Genomic DNA, 18,887 nt, shown 5'->3' on the forward strand with positions numbered 1-18,887 from the left:
GGTTTCATTTTGACTAAAATAAAAATTATACACATGAAAGAAGTATTCATTGTTTCCGCAGTAAGAACCCCAATGGGGAGTTTTATGGGAAGCTTGTCAACAGTTCCGGCTACTAAACTTGGGTCTGTTGCTGTAAAAGGAGCATTAGATAAAATTGGTCTTGATCCTGAGAAGGTTCAGGAAATCTATATGGGAAATGTACTGCAGGCAGGAGAAGGCCAGGCACCGGCACGTCAGGTGGCTTTAGGAGCAGGCCTTTCAATCAATACACCGTCTACTACCGTAAATAAAGTTTGTGCTTCAGGTATGAAAGCCGTAACAATGGCAGCCCAGGCAATTAAAGCAGGTGATGCCGAAATAATCGTAGCAGGAGGTATGGAAAATATGTCTATGGTTCCCCATTATTATAATGCAAGAGTAGCTACAAAGCTGGGCGATATCAAAATGCAGGACGGAATGGTACTGGACGGCCTTACCGATGTTTACAATAAAGTCCACATGGGGGTATGTGCAGAAAAATGTGCTGTCGACTATACTATTACAAGGGAAGACCAGGATAATTTTGCCATAGAATCTTATAAGAGGTCTGCAAAGGCCTGGAGCGAAGGTAAATTTGCCGAAGAAGTGGTTCCTGTTTCTATTCCACAAAGAAAAGGAGAACCTGTAATTTTTGCAGAAGATGAAGAGTATAAAGCGGTAAACTTTGACAGGATTGCAACTCTTCCTACAGTCTTCAAAAAAGAAGAAGGAACAGTAACGGCAGCTAATGCCTCTACTTTGAATGATGGAGCATCTGCCCTGATCCTTGTTTCCAAAGAAAAAATGGAAGAATTAGGATTGAAGCCTTTAGCCAAAATCATTTCCTATGCTGATGCAGCTCAGGAACCTGAAAACTTTACAACGGCTCCTGCAAAGGCATTGCCTATTGCCCTTAAAAAAGCAGGCCTGGAGATTTCTGATATCGACTTTTTTGAATTTAATGAAGCTTTCTCTGTAGTAGGCCTGGCAAACAACAAAATCTTAGGATTAGACGCTTCTAAAGTAAATGTAAACGGAGGGGCAGTTGCATTAGGACATCCTCTGGGAAGTTCAGGATCGAGAATCATCGTTACATTGATCAATGTATTAAAGCAAAACAATGCCAAATATGGTGCAGCAGCAATCTGCAACGGTGGTGGAGGAGCTTCCGCTATCGTGATTGAGAATATGTAATACATTGTTTAATAATATATTGCCATTAAGGAATAGATAATTTTTTTAAAAACTTATCCATTTCTTAATGGTTTTTTTATTTTTGTGCTACTAATATTTATTTGAAATGTCTGAAACTGAGAATCGACAGCCTAAAAACATAAAAAATAATCCGAAGATTATGAAGGCCTGGGCTGTATATGACTGGGCAAACTCCGTGTATTCCCTGGTCATTACCTCTACTATTTTCCCTATTTATTATTCCATCCTTACCACAGCGTATGAAAAGAAAGAATATGTAGCGGAAACCAAAACATGGATTGACGTTCCGGTGAGGCATATGATCAGAATCTTTGGTGAAGAATACCAGCCGGATGCTGTATATGGATATTCATTAACCATTTCATTCTTTATCGTGGTATTGCTTTCTCCGTTTTTATCCTCTCTGGCCGATACCATAGGAAACAAAAAATCATTCTTGCAGTTCTTTTGTTATCTGGGTGCTACCTCATGCATGGGATTAGCAATGTTTACAGGAATGCATAACGTATTTTTAGGGCTTCTTTTCAGTATTACGGCAAGTGTAGGATTTTGGGGAAGTCTGGTTTTTTACAATTCATTTTTACCTGATATTGCCACGCCGGATAAACAGGATGCATTGTCTGCAAAAGGCTATGTATACGGATATATCGGCTCTGTGGTGTTGGTGGTAATCTGTCTGGTGTTAATCCAGGTTTTTGCCAAAGGAGCAGCACAGCAATTGTTATTCACCAGGATTAGTTTTTTACTGACCGGGGCATGGTGGTTCGGTTTCTCACAATATACTTTTAAACATCTGCCACAATTTGGTAATGTAAAAGATAAATTACCTAAAGACCTGGTTCTCCTGAACTATAAGAATATCTTCAAGAAGCATGAAGAACAGGGGGGCTTTTTTGAAGTGTTAAAAGATAATATGAGCTTTTATCTGGATATTGCTAAAGAAAGCTTTCATGAACTCTTCAAGGTAGGTAATTTACTTTTCAGGGATAGGAACCTGAAATTCTTTTTATCGAGTTTCTTCTTTTACAGTGTGGGGATGCAGACTATTTTCCTGATGGCCACTTTATTCGGGAAAAGCGAAATCAATCTTGCCCAGGATAAGCTGATCGGAACACTTTTGGTCATTCAGATTGAAGCCATTATAGGAGCGGTTATCTTCTCAAGACTGTCCAAGAGGATTGGCAACAGGAATGTGATTTCAATTGCCATTGTACTATGGATAATAGCTTGTTTATGGGCCTATTTCCTGAACAAGGAAAACCCTACGGTGGAATACCAGTTTTATGGGGTGGCTGCAGTAGTAGGTTTGGTAATGGGAGGGCTTCAGGCAATGTCAAGATCCACGTATTCAAAATTACTTCCGGAAGACTCCATGGAGAATACCACTTATTTCAGTTTTTATGATGTACTGGAGAAGATAGCCATCATTATCGGTACATTTATTTTTGCTACATTGATTGAGCATTTCAATAATATGAGAATTGCAGCCTTATCAATGACTGTATTTTTCGGTGCAGGATTGATATTGATCCGGTTCCTGAAGGTAAAAATGAGAAAAGATAGGGAAACCTTATAAAAATTAAAGACGTTATTTTTAACGTCTTTTTTTTATTTCTGCGAATCAATTTTTTTATTTTCAGGTTTTACCTTATTTAATTAATATACATTTTAATAATTACTTTAATTAATATCTGTTTTTCATTATATTGTGATTTTTTTTGTTTATTTATAAAAAAATATACTATGAAAAAAATTATACTGCTTTGCATGCTGCAATGTTTTGTCTTAGGGTTTTCACAGAAATTAAGACCGGTTGCTCAGAGAGTTTCTGAATATCATAATGGTAAAATAGAACTTAAAGGCTATCAGTTATTTGAAGTCAATAAAGACGCAGATAAGCTGACTGAATACAAACGTGCAGCAACAGATATCACAGTCATGTCCCTGCAAGCTGCTGAACTGAAAAGGTTGATCAATGAAAAACCTGATTTCCTCGAAATCTCTTTTCCTTATGACGGAGGACGGAAGATCACTGTTGAAATGTACAAAAATCAGTTTTTTACTAAAGATTTTAAAGTGGTTACAGACAAAGGGAACACTGTAAACTACACACCAGGTGTTTATTATCAGGGAATTGTAAAAGGAGATAATACTTCTATCGTAGCCTTCAGCTTCTTTAATAATGATATCATAGGAGTGGCTTCTACCTTGGAACTGGGCAATATCGTCATCGGAAAGGTTAAAGATACTGAAGATTTTGTCAGTTATTCGGACACCAAATTGACAGGTACCAATCCATTTGTTTGTGGTGCAGACGGACTTAAAGAGAATCAGGTTCAAAGATCCTCTTTTAATCCCAACAATGTAAATAAGAAGAAAACAGATAACTGTGTCAGGATTTTTTATGAAGCAGGTTTTGGTCCTTATACACAAAATGGAAGCAATGTAACCACTACCACCAATTGGGTTACCGCTATGCATAATAATGTATCAACACTGTATACCAATGATGATATTAATGTAGCACTAAGTGAAGTTTTTGTATGGACGACTACCGATCCTTATTCGGGATCACCAAGCGCTATTCTTAATCAGTATAAAAATACCCGTACTAACTTTAATGGTGATTTGGCACAATTATTAAGGAATCCTGCCACAACAAGTATTGCCTTTGTCAATAGCTTATGTACTAATTCGAGATACTCGTATTGCGGAGTTAACTTCACCTATCAGAATGTCCCTACATACTCCTGGAATATTGAAGCTATGACACACGAGATTGGACATAATTTAGGTTCACCCCATACCCACGCTTGTTTCTGGAACGGAAACAATACAGCAATTGATGGCTGTGGGCCTGCCGCAGGAAATAATGAAGGATGTACTGCGCCTCTTCCTCCTGCCGGTGGTGGTACCATTATGAGCTACTGCCACCTTGTAAGCAGTGTAGGGATTAACTTTGCCAATGGATTTGGAATACAACCGGGGACATTGATCAGAAATACAGTTGATTCTAAAGGATGCCTGGGTACTAATTGCACCACATCATGTCCGACTTCAATTACCAATATCAATATTTCAGATATCACCCAGACTGCGGCCAATGTTACTTTCACAGATGCCATTTCAACATCCTGGAAATACAGACTTTCCAGCCCTGGCGGAACCGTAATATCTTCAGGGAATACCAGCACACAGGCTTTCAGTTTTACCAATCTCCAGCCTGCTACTTATTATATTCTAAATCTTGGAACTAATTGTAGTGGCCCGAATGCTTTTCAGCTATCGAGACTCTTTCTGACGGATGGTGCCTGGTGTGATGGAATTCCGTTTACAGATACAGGCGGACCAACCGGTGAATATAAGGATAATGAAGAACTTATTAAGACATTTTATCCCGCTTCCGGCTCTTCCATGACCATGGCATTTACAGCATTTGATCTGGAACAAGATTATGATTTCATGTCTGTATATAATGGCCCCTCTACAGCATCACCTGTATTTGCCAATGGAAATAACCTGACAGGAACCACAATTCCTGGTCCGTTCACATCGACAAATCCTTCAGGAGCTATAACTGTGAAATTTACTTCAGATGGAGGCGTAACTGCTAATGGATGGAATGCCAGTTTCTCCTGCAGTGTTTTGGCAGTGGAAGATCTTAATGTAAAAAACAGTTCCATTAATATCTATCCCAATCCTGCGAAAAACCTGATGGTTATCACAGCCGGTGATCCATTGAAGTCCTATAAAATCTATGATGAATCGGGAAGACTGGTAATGGCAAACCCTTCTCTGAAAGGGAAAAAAGAAGAAATCAATCTTTCATCTATTCAGACCGGAAACTATGTCATCACTATAGAAACGGTAAAGCAGACAGTCCATAAAAAGCTGATCAAACAATAACTTAAAATTGATAAAAAAGCCTGATATTTTTCAGGTTTTTTTGTTTTTTAACAGTAGTTAGAAGAAATATGGCAAACAGATACTAATTCGGTCTGAATTTTGCTTATATTCAGCGGAATAATTTTAACTTTGCAAAAAGATTTATTGTCGATATGACCAATCCTTTATTTTATGCAAAAATAATCCTGTTTGGAGAATACGGAATGATTGAAGATTCCCAGGGGCTTGTAGTACCTTACAGCTTCTATAAGGGAACTTTAAAATTTTCAGATTTGAGCTCAGAGTTTGAGCTTACATCCAACAGGCACCTGCAGAAATATTCAGATTTTCTCATGACGCTTAATCTTTCCGATGATTTTACATTGGATATTGAGAGCTTCAAAAAAGATATTGCAAACGGACTTTTCTTTGATTCCAATATTCCCCAGGGATATGGAGTAGGAAGCTCCGGGGCTCTGGTTGCAGCAATTTTTGAAAAATATTCGGTCAGCAAACTAAATCCTGAGAATATATCCAAAGATAATCTTAAAAAAATTAAAAGCCGTTTTCGGAGAAATGGAAAGCTATTTCCATGGTAAAAGTTCCGGAATGGATCCTTTGATTTGCTATATGAACCTGCCTATTCTTATCGAAAATAAAGAAAACCTCGACAGGGTTTCTATTCCGGACGGAGAAGAAGGAAAAGGCGCTATTTTCCTGATTGATTCCGGAATGACGGGAGAGACAGGACCAATGATTCAGATTTTCTTTGAAAAAATGAAGACAGAAGGGTTCCGGAAAACATTGAAAGAAGAATTTATCCGTTACAATAACGCATGTATAGAATCTTTCCTGAAAAAAGATATGAATCCTTTCTTCAGAAACTTAAAAAAGCTTTCTCATTGGGCTTATGAACACTTCCGTCCTATGATTCCAGAGAGTATTTTCAATATCTGGAAAAAAGGACTGGATTCCAATGCTTACTATTTAAAACTCTGCGGAAGCGGTGGAGGCGGCTATATCCTGGGTTTCACCAAAGATTATGAAAAAGCAGAAAAAATGCTTGAGGGCTTCCAAAAAGAGGTGATTTACAGATTTTAAACAGACTGGAATGAATTCTGAAAAAGAAACTTTCCAATCAAAAAATGATATCTCTAAATCTCTATATTACAGATTTTCACAATTCGTGGGCTTTCTGCTCGGAGCACGCTTTTTTGTAGCGGCTTTATTAACGTTTGCCCTTTATGTTTCCACTTTTTTCCTGTTTAATCAGGATGAATCATTCAGGAACTTTGTCTTTGATTTTAAAGTACACGGCATTATTTTCTGTACGGTTCTCACCATTTTAGCCGGAGGAATTATCAACCAGTTTTACGATCTGGAAAAAGATCATGTTGTGAAACCGTTCAGGACAAGAATCCAAAGCTTTATCAAACAAAAATATTTTTTATATGCCTATCTTGGGCTGAGCTTTATTTCCCTGGGAGTGGCATGGCTGATTTCTCATAATGTTTTCATTTTTTTCCTTGTGTACCAGTTTTTTTATGTGGCTATACAGTCATAAGCTGAGCAGGGTTTTAATTGTCAATAATCTTACATTCGTTAGTCTTACCCTATATCCCTTCTTCGGAATGATGGTCTATTATGAAACCTTTTCTAAAAAAGTATTCCTGATGGCCGTTTTTCTTTTCCTGATTCTCCTATGTATTGATATTGTAAAAGATACCCTTACAAAAAGCGTAGACAAAGCTTTCGGATATACAACCATTCCGAACTATTTTAAAACAAAGAATACGAAAATTATCCTTACCGCCCTGTTGATTATAACAATGATTGTTTCCATGAAGATTATTACCAGGACAGGCGTTTCCGGTTTTATGGCCTACTATTTTGCAGGAGGGTTATTTGTTATGATTTTCTGTATATATCTTCTTTTCAATTCTTCCAGGAAAAGTAATTTCCTGACACTGAATATATTACGCATCTGGGTTTTTATAGGAATCATTGCCATGCTTTTGAACGGAATTGAAAGTAAATTCTAAAAAAAAAATCTTTAAAAAAACTCAGGTTATTAGTACCTTTGTCAAACTAAATTTAATAAATAGGAATGCCCATTTTTAATGATACCAAAGTTGCATTTGCAGACAAGACAGATGCACAATTGAGAAAGGCGTACTGGATGTTTAAAATGATTGAACAGCCTGCACTTACCAGCCTTGGAACATCTATCCTTAATTTTACAGTACACAATAACTTTCCTTTCGTTACAGGAATTGTGAAGAATACTTTATTTGAACAATTCTGCGGAGGAGAAACCCGCGAAGAAAGTATGAAAGTCGTAAAACAGCTTTTCAAAAGAGGTGTTGGAAGTATTTTCGACTATTCTATTGAAGGGAAGGAAGATGAAGAAACTTTTGATGCAGTGTGCAAGGAGATTAAGGATATTGTAAGATTCTCAGTAGGAAATCCGGCAATTCCTTTTATTGTATTTAAACCTACTGCATTTGGAAGAATTGATCTGTATGAAGCGGTTGGAAAAGGAGTAGAGCTCACAACGAGCCAGAAGGAGGAATGGGAAAGAGTGGTAAGAAGATTTGATGAGGTATGCAGCCTGTGCCATGAAAATGATAAAAAAGTAATGGTAGATGCAGAAGAAACATGGATGCAGGACGCAGCTGACCGTCTTTGTGAAGAAATGATGGAGAAATATAACCAGCAGAAACCTATCGTCTGGAATACCATTCAGATGTACAGAACCAAGAGATTGGAATATATGGAAGAACACCTTCAGAGGGCGAGGGAAAAAAATTATTTTATCGGTTACAAAATCGTTCGGGGTGCTTATATGGAAAAGGAAAGAGCCAGAGCAGCAGAAAAAGGATATGAAGATCCGATTCAGCCCAACAAAGAAGCTTCCGATAAAAATTATAATGCAGGAATTGATTTTGTAATGAATCACCTGGATAAAGTTTCGGCTTTCTTCGGTACCCATAATGAGGTTTCTTCAGAATTGATTATGGATAAAATGAAGGCCAAATCTCTGGAAAATGGAAATCCTCACGTTTATTTCGGGCAGCTTTACGGGATGAGTGACAATATTACTTTCTATTTGTCCGATAAAGGCTATAACGTGGCCAAATATCTTCCCTATGGTCCTGTAAAGGATGTTGTACCCTATCTTACAAGAAGAGCCCAGGAAAATACCTCTGTAGCCGGACAAACCGGAAGAGAACTGGGGCTTATTAAAAAAGAACTGGAAAGAAGAAAAAAACAATAATATCAGTATTATATTATTAATTGTAAAAACCATGTATTGCAGATAAATTAACTTTTATGATGTATTACATGGTTTTTTTGAAATTGCAATATTTGTTGCAATTACAAATTACTGATAATCAATTTATTATATATTAGTTAAATTCTGAAATCCTAATAACAAGTATTTTGTAGCAAAAAAGATTAATACTTATTTCAAATATTTGGGATATAATTTAACCAACATATTCTTTTTATGTTTAAATTTGTTTAAAATTAAACATATCTTAAAAAACACATGAAAACGAATCTATTACCAGGAAAACCTTTTCCCAAAGGCCATTTTCCATAAGAATTTTCAGCCTCCTATTATCGCGGGATGGACTTTGCTCCATCATTACCGAATGCGGATATCACATCATAATCCGGGAAAAATAATATTATCCACTTTATCGAAAGGTTTTGTGATTGATTACAGGTATAAATGATTTATATCCGGATTATTCCGAAGTAAAAATAAATGCCATAACAATATGTCGTTCTTTAATGATGTTTACCCTCTGCAATATATATAGAACCAAATTAAATTTATATACTATGAAAATTAATTTATTATCAGTCGGGCACAGCCACTTAAAAGTGGTATTTGCCATCATCTTTGTGCTGTTAAGTACAATGTCGTATGCGCAGGATAAAGTGTATGTAAGCAACCAAACCAATCAAATCACTGGATTTTGTGCATTATGCTTTATGCAAAATGGGCAAAACGTGGTGGGCAGTAATGAGAATGATTATGCTACTATGATACTCCCCTTAGGCGTGTCCGGAAGGATTAGCCAAACATTGTTTTTCCCGGCAACTACTAAAAAAAATAACAAAAGTAGTTATTGGTATTGGTTCCGGAAATACAGTGTTATCCCTTCAGTTATTAGGAGGTGTGTCCATAGAGACATTTATGGGGAATACTTCTAACAATGATGCTACCCAGGTTGACAGCAGTATGCTGAAGCTGGCACAAGGCTCCAATAGGGGGACTGTTGAGCTTGTGCCCAAGAAACCTTTTGACCGTGTTAAAATAACATTAGCAAGTGGAATTCTTGGTCTGAATGATGGATTGAGGATATACTACGGCTACTATCTTACCGCATGTGGGATTCCTCCCTTTGATCCTGTGTATTATTATTCTTTTAACGGAAATACAGAGGAGGCAGTGTCAGGGTTGAATCTACATCCGGAGGATCCGGATTTTACTCCCGTATATCAGGATAATATGATTTGTAACCAGGGGCTTGGTACATCCTCTCTTAACAAAGCGATACAGTTATATAGCCCACCAGTATCTCCGGCTCTTGATTTCACGATATCTTTTTGGGCATTTTCTGATAAAATTCAGGCAACTCCAGGGTTTTCACCGTTGATAAATATTCACGCTTTCGGAGGAGATATTAAAATAGGCCCCAATTATATAAAAGTAAATGGAGGCGGAAGTGTTTATCCCCATACGTCAGATACACTTGAACATTATGTCTTTGTTTATAGTAATAATAGGACACAGTTGTACATAAATGGACAGAAATCTGTTTACAATGAGATCTGGTCTCCGGGAGCGGTAAATACACCAGAACCTATATATATATACCTTTCACGAGGTAAATTAGATGAGCTGGCTATTTATAACAGGAAACTTACCGATGAAGAAATTAGTGAATTAACCTGCTCTTATGGAATTGCTGAATTTTGCCATCCTTATCCTAAGAATTTGCCTTTAAAAACAGCTGTGCCTGAAGAAGTATTCACTGTTTCACCCAATCCAACAACAGGAAGGATTAACCTTGATGGGAATATCCTTTTAGAACAGTCGGAAATTTCTATCAGCAACATCAGCGGAAAAGAGGTGTACCATTCAAAATTCAGATCAAAAACAATTGATTTACCGGCTACGCTGCCGGGAGGGGTTTATATAGTAACCCTGAAAACCCAGGCAGGGAAGACGTATTCCCGTAAGGTGATTCTTTCGCAATAACGTATTATTGATAAGCTATTTATTTATTGTTAGATTATTTAAGCTTATTAATGATAATTGCATGGATTTACTCATTATATTAATTAATTATTAAAAAAAAATAAATTCTATTGCTGATTTAACTTTAAATTTTTATATTTGATATAATCATAAAAATGACAAGGATATATTACTATTCAGATAGCTTAAAGCTGTTGTAAGAGTGAAATAGATGTAAATAAAAACAAAGTAAAGCAATAGCTTTAGTTTTCTTCTTCAAATATTTTTTAACCTGACTGTTTCTTGGTCAGGTTTTTTTAGGGCTCAAAACTCTCAAATTTTCCGTTTTCATAAAATAAAACGATGCGTTTAATTTTATTTTCCTGATTTCCAATGGCTTGGCTGATTATCTGGTCAGCAGTATTTTCTAATCGCTGAGAATCGGATATTTTTTCCGGGGCTGTATTTTGGTGCGGTATAAACGATTCTCCGGAACTTTGCTTGGGAGCTTCATCTTCTGTTTCATCAGCCCCAAATTCATCATCTTCATTGATCATGGTAAACAAATCGGGGAGAGGAGTAGCAGATTTTGTCTTTTCTTCTTCTTCTTCATTATTCTGTACCGGAATGACGGCAGGCTCCGGAAGTTCAGATTTCAGCATTACCCCTTCTCCTGTAACAAGCCAGTCCCATAGAAGCTCCGGGAACCGGGATTTTATTTTTATGATAAACTCCAGCGACGGTTTATTTCTTCCCGAAGTAATGTGTGAGATGGACGAACGCTGTACATCAATTTCATCTGCAAATTCAGAAGGAGTCAGATTGGAATACTCTATAACTTTTGAAATTCTTTCATTTAAACTCATAAAAATAAGCCATTGATTATTTTACAAATGTAAAAATTAAAATTTACAACTGCAAAACACAAATGTAAATAAATGAAATAAATATTTGTATACAAATGTAACATGAATATAACCTGTTGATTTATATAATATTTATGAATAATTACAATTGTGTTTTATAAATAGAAGAAACTGCTTGGCGGAAATTACTATATTAAATACTATTGACTTCTATAATCTAAAATATAACCACGAAAAGCTTATGTAAACATGCTCATAGATCTATTTACAGTACTGATTCCCTGTTGTGCATATAAAGCTCTTTTAAAACCCTTTTTTAAAGGTAAAAGTATTGCCTGAAGATGTATACAAAAGTAAATTAAATATGTAATTCGCTAATAAACAGAACCATATAATCTTATAATTGAGTAAATATCTATATTTCCACAATAAATCCTCAGGTAAGACAATAATTTATAAAAATTAAAAGAAAATTGGATTTTTATCAGATTTTATTCGTTTTACATTTGTATACAGAAGATAGAATACAAGGTTTTCCACATTTCTAATGTTTAATAAAATAATGAATATATAGATAAAATCTAGTTTTAATATACTTCAAGTAGAGTTCTTATTATAATTGAGTTAAATTTTATAACTTGCTCATAAACATGTATTTATATATTTTATATTAAATTATTCGCAATCCACAATTTTATCCACAGACAAAATGTCAGTTCAGGATGTTTAATAAAATTACAAATGTTATCTGTTCGTTTTCAATTGAAGATTAACCAATTGTCTCTTGTAAATACCGGTTTAATTTTGTAAAAGCAAAGAAATTTCGATTTTTTGCTCTTATTTACAAATGTTAATTGATATTTTATGCTTTAAAATGGCTAAATTTGATTCTTGTAAAATTTGTAAAATGAATTTTGAACAGATCTATTCTCAAAACCCTAATTTCTCTAATCGCTATATTTCTCCTGAAAAATTATTTTCTTACCTACGGCAGAATCTCAGCGATTATATTCAGGAAATCGGAACATCATACTTGAATAAGCCAATTTATAAGTTAAGTATTGGAACCGGAACAATTCAGGTATTAGCCTGGTCGCAAATGCACGGAAATGAGTCCAACGCTACCCATGCTATGCTGGATTTATTAATAAGCCTGGATAAAGCTCCTGAAATAAAAGAGGATTTGTTCAGCAAAATCAGCCTGGATTTTATTTTTATGCTGAATCCCGACGGATCGGAAAAATGGACGAGACTGAATGCAGCTGATATAGACCTGAACAGAGATTTTCATAATGAAGCCAGCAAGGAGATTAAATTCCTCAAACAAACCGCCGCTGCCAAAAAATATGACTATGCTCTGAACCTGCATGAGCAAAGAACCATTTTTACCACTGACGGGATTCATCCGGCTACGCTTTCTTTCCTGGCCCCTTCAGAAAATGTGGAACGTACCATTACTGAAAACAGGAAAAAATGTATGGCAGTTATCGGAAGGGTATATAACCATTTAAAAGAAATAATTCCTGACCAGATCGGAAGGTATTCTGATGAATTTTATCCGACTTCCACCGGAGATAATTTTATAAAAGCAGGCATGCCAACTATCTTATTTGAAGGCGGGCATTTTGTAGATGATTATACAAGAAAAGGAACCAGAAAATATTACACTATTGCACTTTATTACGCTTTAAAAGCCATCGGTGATCTGAATTCTGATACTACAGGCTGGGAAAACTATCTTGAAATACCGGAAAATAAAGAAACCCATTATGATATCATTTACAGGAATGTAAAACTGAATACAGACCATGAATGTATCCTGGATATTGCAGTTCAGTACAGGGAAGTAATAGAAGAAGGTAAAGATGAGATTTCTTTTGTCCCTTTCGTAATGGAAGTAGGAGACGTTAAAAAAAGAAAAGGCTGGAAAGAAATAGACTGTACCGGGAAAAAATTTGTTTCTGCCTCGAAATATCCGAAACTGGATGCGGTAATGGATTTTACGATAGAAGACTAAAAATGCGGCAATCTCCGATTGCCGCATTTGCTTTTATACTATTCTGCTCTTAAAACAGGTCTGTTTTTATAATTATTCAGATGTTTACTGAACCACCTTTATTCCGTTGGCTACGAATCGTACTTCTTCCTTAGGCTGGGTAATAGCATCAATCTCAGACTGAGGTTTTTTAGCATCCTCTGCATAATGTTTTTGCTCATTTACAGAAATCACTTTTCTTTCAGCATTTCCTTCCAGTACTACATTTTTACCTTTTAAAGCTGTTGGTACGAAGAATGCATAGTCTTTCATTTTTACAAAAAACCTGGAGTTATCTTCCGTCTGAATCGTAAGCCAGCAGCCTTTTTTCTCGCATACATCCGTAACTTTTCCTTTAACGACAATATTTTCAGCCTTTTTGTTGTCTGCTTTAAGCTTTTTACTTAATTGGTTAACGGTAATTGCTTTAGACTCTGCCGATGAGGCGATTCCCCCTCCATAAGTATCACCTGCCAGGGCTTTTCCTTCAGGAGGGCCAACTGTTGATGTCTCCTGAGCAAATGCTACAGTAGAAATACTTACAGCTGCTGCAAATAATAGAGCTTTGAATTTCATTTTTAATATTTTTTCAAAAGTACTAATTAAAATTGAATCATAAATCGTTAATATGTTAATAAAAACGATATACTTTGGCAAACTTGTAATAAAATTCAAAATCAATAGCATATTTGTTTATATTTGATGCCTATACTTGACTATGCAAAAAAAAACTGAAACTTTGGGACGCTATTATGCTGGTAATGGGGTCTATGATCGGAAGCGGGATCTTTATTGTAAGCGCTGATATGATGCGTAACCTGGGATCAGGATACTGGCTTATCGTGGTGTGGGTGATCACGGGAATAATGACGGTAGCAGCAGCCATAAGTTATGGGGAATTGTCTGCGTTGTTTCCTAAAGCCGGCGGGCAATATACCTATCTCAAAGAGATTTTTGGAAGAAGGATGGGCTTTCTGTACGGGTGGGGGCTGTTTACAGTGATACAAACAGGAACAATTGCGGCAGTAGCAATGGCATTTGGAAAATTTACAGCCTATTTAGTTCCTTCTTTGAATGATGCCGCGCCTATTTTTCAAAGCGGAGAATTCAAAATTACCTGGATTCAGATCCTGGCGATTGCAGTTATCCTTTTGCTGACCTATATTAATACAAGAGGGGTGGAAAGTGGTAAACTCCTTCAGAATATTTTCACAGGATCTAAAATTGTGGCATTGCTAGGGCTTATTGCTGCAGGATTTATCCTGGTAGATGTTTCACATTTATCCGAAAACTTTAGCTTAGGCACTGATTCATTCAATAACCTTAAAAAAGATTTACATGGAAATTTCCTTACAGAAGGTTGGGAACCTATCGGGGGAATGACTCTATTGGGAGGTATTGCAGCCGCAATGGTAGGGTCTGTTTTCAGTTCTGTTGCGTGGGAAAGTGTAACCTTTGTGTCAGGAGAAATAGATAATCCGAAGAGAAATGTCGTAAAATCAATGATTTATGGTACTTCCGCTGTGATGCTTTTATATATTGCAGTGAATTTTATCTATCTCAATGCCTTAGACAGGGACGGGATTGCCTTTGCTGCCAATGACAGAGTTGCAGTAGCTGCCTCCCAGAATATTTTCGGAAGTGCCGGAACCATTATCATTGCTTTATTGGTTATGATATCTACATTTGGATGTGACAATGGGCTTATCCTTGCAGGGGCAAGGGTTTTCCAGACAATGGCAAAAGATGGGATGTTCTTTGCTTCGGCAATCAGGAATAATAAAAATGATGTACCTGAAAATGCTTTATGGATGCAGGGGATCTGGGCTTCTGTTTTATGTTTGAGCGGGCAATATGGCAATCTTTTGGATATGATCTCTTTTGTAATCGTTTTGTTTTATATGATTACCGTTTTCGGAGTGATTCATTTAAGAAGGAAACAGCCTGAGCTGGAGAGACCTTATAAAACATGGCTGTATCCCGTGACGCCCATTGTTTATCTGGTTATAGGAACGGGTTTTTGTATTTTACTTTTAATTTATAAGCAACAATATACATGGCCGGGATTTTTAATGGTTTTGCTGGGACTTCCGGTGTATTATCTTATCAACAGGAAAACTGCGGACTAACGTACAGATACATATAATAATAGGGCTTTCAATGTATATTGGAAGCCCTGTTTTTTGAATATTATTTAAGGTATTATAACAATTATTTAGTGAAAATGCGTATTTTGGTATTTCGTTTTTAAGTAAACATGACCATGAAGTAAAAATTAGAAGTTGACTATGGATACACCAAATTACAGAATGCCCTTCGTACCATCTACTCTGATGACAGAAGGCGGAAGTATCGATACCTGCGATATGGGGGGAAAGCATCGCTCACAATATCATGCTGCTGATCACCACCAAAAAAGGTGAAAACAGATACGATGAAAACTACGGAAATGATGTCTGGAACCTGGAATTCGATAACGGGGTGACAAGCGCCATCTGGGAAAGTGTTTTTATTAAAAGCCTTAAAAGACAAATTCAGGAATATGAGCCACGGATTGTCAATCCCCAGATTGATGCTCACATACAATTTGTAGAACATAGCTACGATACTAAAGAACACACCGAAATCAAAAAGAAAGTAAGAATTGCCATCAATGCTAAGATGGAGGCAACCGGAGAGCGTTTCAGTTTTTCAACTGAACTGTTCCTCAGTCCGATGTCTATTGATTAATATGTCAAACAGCACCAAAACTTATGAATTTAGATCAGAATATTTATTCCAAAGAATCTGTAAAAGCCAGAATGCTCCAGAATGCGACCAAGGTTTGGGGATTAAAAAGTCCACAATCTCTGGATCCTTTTGTAAAGCTATTGATTGATGCATTCAGTACGGAAGTTTTTAAAGCGAATAATGAAATACAAACAGTAAATGCCCGGATTTTAGAAAAGCTGGCCAAACTTCTTACGCCATCCATCTATACCCATCCTATTCCTGCTCATGCCGTTGCTTTTACGCAGCCTTATGAGTCTTCTGAAATTTTATTGGAGCATACGGAATTTTTCTTCCGGAAGCAAATGACATCAACGATCAAATCAGAATCTGACAAGCAGGTAAACATTCCTTTTACTCCCATAGGGAACGTAAGGATCAATAAAGTGCATACTTCCATCATGTTCGTAGGAAATACCTGCTATAGCATAGATGACAGGTTTAATAAAATTCCTATTGCCAGATTTCAGGGAAGACCTGAAGATTACAGGAAGATTACCGTGGGAATTGATGTCAGTAAATATATAAGTGAAAATTTCCCAAAATATATAAGTATTTTCTGTTCTAACCCTGCATTTGAACACCTGGATTTCGTGTATAAGCTCCTGCCTTACATTACGGTTACCAGCAATGGGAATCCTTTATTTGTGAGAGAAGGATTAAGCTACCTTACCGAAAATCACGCGGAGGGATATGAGCAGATGTTCCGGGAACAGTCTATCCGGAACAAAGTGATTGAAGATATTAAAAGTATATACCGTCATAAATTTATCGAAATTACAGGAATTTCCAGTTCTTTATTTTCTGAACCCGGACAACTGCCGCAGAATCTTGACTTCCTTGCCGAAAAAGAAGAAATTGTAAGGTATTTAGATAATAAAAAATATTTATGGCTTACATTTGAGTTTCCGCCTCAGTTTTCTGCAGAAATTCTCGATAACTTTTCATTTGTATTGAATGCTTTTCCAATTTACAACAGGGGATGGAAGAAAACTGAATACAGCCTGGATATTATGGGAAATAATATTCCTTTAGTAACAGATGAAGGGGAACATTTCCTTTATGTAGATGAGGTTCAGGATGGTGACGGAAGAAAATATTCAGAAATCCCTTTTACTCCTGCAGACGACCTTAAAAAAGGGTTGTTTACGGTAAGGAAAGGCGGCATGGAACGTTTTACCAACAGGAATGCCGTAGATATGATTGCCAATGTCCTGGAACTGACAAGGGATGAAATTGCAGCATTTTCTTTACTCAACAGAGATAATGTAAAAGGAGTTCTCAGCGAAATGTCAGATAAGATGAAATCGATGGTACAGAAAGTCAATAATGCCAAAAGGAACATCCGGCAGGAGCTGAACTACGTCATCATGGAACCGGTAGAAAAAACGGATCATACATATGCTTCATTCTGGGTTACCCATTGTACACTGGCCAACCACATGCGTCCGGGGACAGAGCTTTCCAATCAGTTGAAATCACAGACTGTAGTACTGCTTACCGAAACCTTAGGCGGAGCAGAAGAGCAGAAAGGTACAGACAGTATTCAGGCTTATAAATATGCCCTGACTACCAGAGATAAAATTATTTCCCTGGAGGATGTCAAAAACTATTGCCGTATGGTTCTGAAAGATGAAATGCGGGAGGTAAGGGTAAGGAGAGGGACCATGATCAGCAATAAACCGAAAGAAGGTTTTGTAAGAACGGTAGAAGTGGAGATTATTCCGCAAAATTACTCTTTTTACGGAAGGGCCTATTGGGAAAACATGGCCAACATCCTCAGAAACCAGATCATTGCAAAAGCGATAGATGGTATTGAATATGTGGTAAAGATCACTAATGAAGATGTTGAATTTCAGGATATGTAATAAAACAAAAAAGATATGAAGAAGATTATAGTATTGGCAATGGCTTTGTCTCTGACAGCTACTGCTATAAGTTGTAAAAAAGAGACCGGCAAGATGGGCAATACCGTTTTAAATCTTGGCGGAGAAGCAGAAGCAAATTCTGTCATTGATTTCAATAATAATTTTGTAGACTCCTATAAAAAATACGTCCAGGCAGATTGAAAGCATCTTAAAATACACGGAAGAGGCAGTCGTTAAATCCAAAGGAGGAAATGTACTGATTATGCCTATTATTACCAGTTCAATGGATTATACGCTTTCTAAGATTAAAGAAATTCCTTCAGGGTTTGGAAAAGACAAAGCAGCTATTGAAGCAGATTTTAATACCTACAAAACCAGGAAGGAGAATATAGAGAAAAAGTTTGAAGAACTTAAATCCTATATGAATTCTGAAGACTATAAAGACGATAAGGGAGCTAAGGCAGAGGCTATCAAAAAAGAAATAGAAACTGATGCTGATGCTTTGTATACTGCAGGAGAAAGTGTGATAGCAAAAATAAAACCTGCTACAGATGCTGCAGAAGAAGTGGTTTTGAAAGACCATCCGATGAAAGAGTATATTATCTCATCTAAAAATGTGATGAATTCCCTGGACTCGGTTATTGAACTTTTAGGAAAGCAATATGCAGGGAAGTTTAATGAAGCAGAAGCCCAGAAAAAATATGACGAATTTGCCAGGTTGGTGGAAGCCAATTCAAAAATGGATTTTAATGTTAAAGGCCAGCAGTATGCTTATAAAAAAACTCAGTTTGAAAACTTCAATAAAGCAGCTGCCAACTTTGTAGATCATTACAGGAAACTGATCAGAGATTCAAAAGAAGCGGGTAAAATTCCCGATAATGATATCCAGCAGATGGATTCTTCTTATGAATCGGTACTCAATTCGTATAATTCTTTTGTGAAGTAAGACTTTATTTTTCTGATAAAAAGACTGG

The 18,887-nt window shown here is 36.6% G+C and carries 14 protein-coding genes and 2 pseudogenes; 14 read left to right on the top strand and 2 right to left on the bottom strand.

Annotated features, from left to right (window positions below):
- Positions 1–33 precede the first annotated feature (33 nt).
- The 7 genes and pseudogenes from HX13_RS09280 (at position 34) to HX13_RS09315 (ending at position 10,396) form a co-directional block, all read left to right on the top strand.
- Positions 34–1,212, top strand: coding sequence for an acetyl-CoA C-acyltransferase (locus HX13_RS09280; RefSeq protein WP_050020854.1), 1,179 nt, complete (start codon positions 34–36; stop codon positions 1,210–1,212).
- Positions 1,213–1,318: 106 nt separating this feature from the next.
- Positions 1,319–2,809, top strand: a complete 1,491-nt coding sequence (locus HX13_RS09285) for an MFS transporter (protein ID WP_050020855.1) — start codon at positions 1,319–1,321, stop codon at positions 2,807–2,809.
- A gap of 167 nt (positions 2,810–2,976) precedes the next feature.
- Positions 2,977–5,139, top strand: coding sequence for a M12 family metallo-peptidase (locus HX13_RS09290; protein WP_050020856.1), 2,163 nt, complete (start codon positions 2,977–2,979; stop codon positions 5,137–5,139).
- Between the two features lie 152 nt (positions 5,140–5,291).
- Positions 5,292–6,219 (top strand): annotated as a pseudogene (locus tag HX13_RS09295) (mevalonate kinase).
- 10 nt (positions 6,220–6,229) lie between these two features.
- Positions 6,230–7,160 (top strand): annotated as a pseudogene (locus tag HX13_RS09300) (UbiA family prenyltransferase).
- Between the two features lie 65 nt (positions 7,161–7,225).
- The gene (locus HX13_RS09305; RefSeq protein ID WP_050020857.1) at positions 7,226–8,395 is read left to right on the top strand and encodes a proline dehydrogenase family protein; all 1,170 of its coding nucleotides are present in this window, start codon (positions 7,226–7,228) and stop codon (positions 8,393–8,395) included.
- Between the two features lie 933 nt (positions 8,396–9,328).
- Positions 9,329–10,396, top strand: coding sequence for a T9SS type A sorting domain-containing protein (locus HX13_RS09315; RefSeq protein ID WP_050020859.1), 1,068 nt, complete (start codon positions 9,329–9,331; stop codon positions 10,394–10,396).
- Between the two features lie 296 nt (positions 10,397–10,692).
- Here the strand turns inward: HX13_RS09315 and HX13_RS09320 are convergent, their stop codons facing one another.
- Positions 10,693–11,241 carry a helix-turn-helix transcriptional regulator gene (locus HX13_RS09320; protein ID WP_050020860.1) on the bottom strand — a complete coding sequence of 183 codons (549 nt, stop codon included), beginning with the start codon at positions 11,239–11,241 and terminating at the stop codon, positions 10,693–10,695.
- A 907-nt stretch (positions 11,242–12,148) separates the two neighbouring features.
- On the opposite strand from HX13_RS09320, the gene HX13_RS09325 reads away from it, so the two are divergent.
- Positions 12,149–13,258, top strand: a complete 1,110-nt coding sequence (locus HX13_RS09325) for a M14 family zinc carboxypeptidase (RefSeq protein ID WP_050021386.1) — start codon at positions 12,149–12,151, stop codon at positions 13,256–13,258.
- 84 nt (positions 13,259–13,342) lie between these two features.
- Here the strand turns inward: HX13_RS09325 and HX13_RS09330 are convergent, their stop codons facing one another.
- Positions 13,343–13,852, bottom strand: a complete 510-nt coding sequence (locus HX13_RS09330; RefSeq protein ID WP_050021387.1) for a DUF4920 domain-containing protein — start codon at positions 13,850–13,852, stop codon at positions 13,343–13,345.
- A gap of 155 nt (positions 13,853–14,007) precedes the next feature.
- Between HX13_RS09330 and HX13_RS09335 the strand changes: the two genes are divergently transcribed.
- The 6 genes from HX13_RS09335 (at position 14,008) to HX13_RS09355 (ending at position 18,859) form a co-directional block, all read left to right on the top strand.
- Complete coding sequence (locus tag HX13_RS09335; protein WP_128572309.1) at positions 14,008–15,405, top strand: APC family permease; 1,398 nt, start codon at positions 14,008–14,010, stop codon at positions 15,403–15,405.
- Positions 15,406–15,564: 159 nt separating this feature from the next.
- Positions 15,565–15,699 carry a hypothetical protein gene (locus HX13_RS25460; protein ID WP_262483517.1) on the top strand — a complete coding sequence of 45 codons (135 nt, stop codon included), beginning with the start codon at positions 15,565–15,567 and terminating at the stop codon, positions 15,697–15,699.
- A complete protein-coding gene (locus HX13_RS09340; RefSeq protein ID WP_238555203.1) occupies positions 15,671–16,006 on the top strand; it encodes a GPW/gp25 family protein in 336 nt (111 codons plus the stop codon). Before HX13_RS25460 ends, HX13_RS09340 begins: the two co-directional genes overlap by 29 nt.
- A gap of 23 nt (positions 16,007–16,029) precedes the next feature.
- Complete coding sequence (locus HX13_RS09345) at positions 16,030–17,913, top strand: type VI secretion system baseplate subunit TssF (RefSeq protein ID WP_050020862.1); 1,884 nt, start codon at positions 16,030–16,032, stop codon at positions 17,911–17,913.
- A gap of 15 nt (positions 17,914–17,928) precedes the next feature.
- Positions 17,929–18,114, top strand: a complete 186-nt coding sequence (locus HX13_RS09350) for a hypothetical protein (protein ID WP_050020863.1) — start codon at positions 17,929–17,931, stop codon at positions 18,112–18,114.
- Positions 18,115–18,175: 61 nt separating this feature from the next.
- Positions 18,176–18,859, top strand: a complete 684-nt coding sequence (locus HX13_RS09355; protein WP_050020864.1) for a DUF3829 domain-containing protein — start codon at positions 18,176–18,178, stop codon at positions 18,857–18,859.
- Positions 18,860–18,887 lie beyond the last annotated feature (28 nt).

Origin of the sequence: Chryseobacterium sp. P1-3 (assembly GCF_000738495.1) — a bacterium.
Taxonomy (GTDB): domain Bacteria; phylum Bacteroidota; class Bacteroidia; order Flavobacteriales; family Weeksellaceae; genus Chryseobacterium; species Chryseobacterium gallinarum.